Source organism: Aromatoleum evansii, from assembly GCF_012910805.1.
Classification (GTDB): domain Bacteria; phylum Pseudomonadota; class Gammaproteobacteria; order Burkholderiales; family Rhodocyclaceae; genus Aromatoleum; species Aromatoleum evansii.
Map to the genome: position 1 here is coordinate 1 of NZ_WTVK01000292.1, position 394 is coordinate 394.

Below are 394 nucleotides of genomic sequence, written 5' to 3' on the forward strand. Positions count from 1 at the left end.
GTCCAGTAGGTGACGTCGTTGCAGTAGTCCCGGCTCTGCGTGAAGGACCCACGGACATGGAAGCCACCCAAATACAGGCGACCGTCGGATTTGACCTCGTCGGCGAGGATCGGGCAGTTGTATTTCCACGTGTAAGGCGTGTAGAGCAAGCCGTCCGACTTCCTCTGCGCCTTACCGCGGGTGGGGCCGGACCAGCAGGTGGAGTGACCACGCAGGGTCGCCCAGGTGGCGCTCTGCTCTCCGATGATCCAGTAGATCAGGGCCACGTCGGCCACGGTCGACTCCGGGGTGATGTCGTAGAGGTAAAGGCCGTAGGGTGCGCCGTCGGGGCCGGCGCCGGTCAACGTTGAGTCGACTTCGAGCGTCCACCTGCAGAAGCCGCTGTCCGTTGGCG

The 394-nt window shown here is 64.2% G+C and carries 1 protein-coding gene; it reads right to left on the reverse strand.

Annotated elements, in window-relative coordinates; all coding sequences use genetic code 11:
- Positions 1-394 (reverse strand): hypothetical protein (locus tag GO615_RS28375; RefSeq protein WP_169133121.1); only part of this gene is annotated, 394 nt, incomplete at both ends.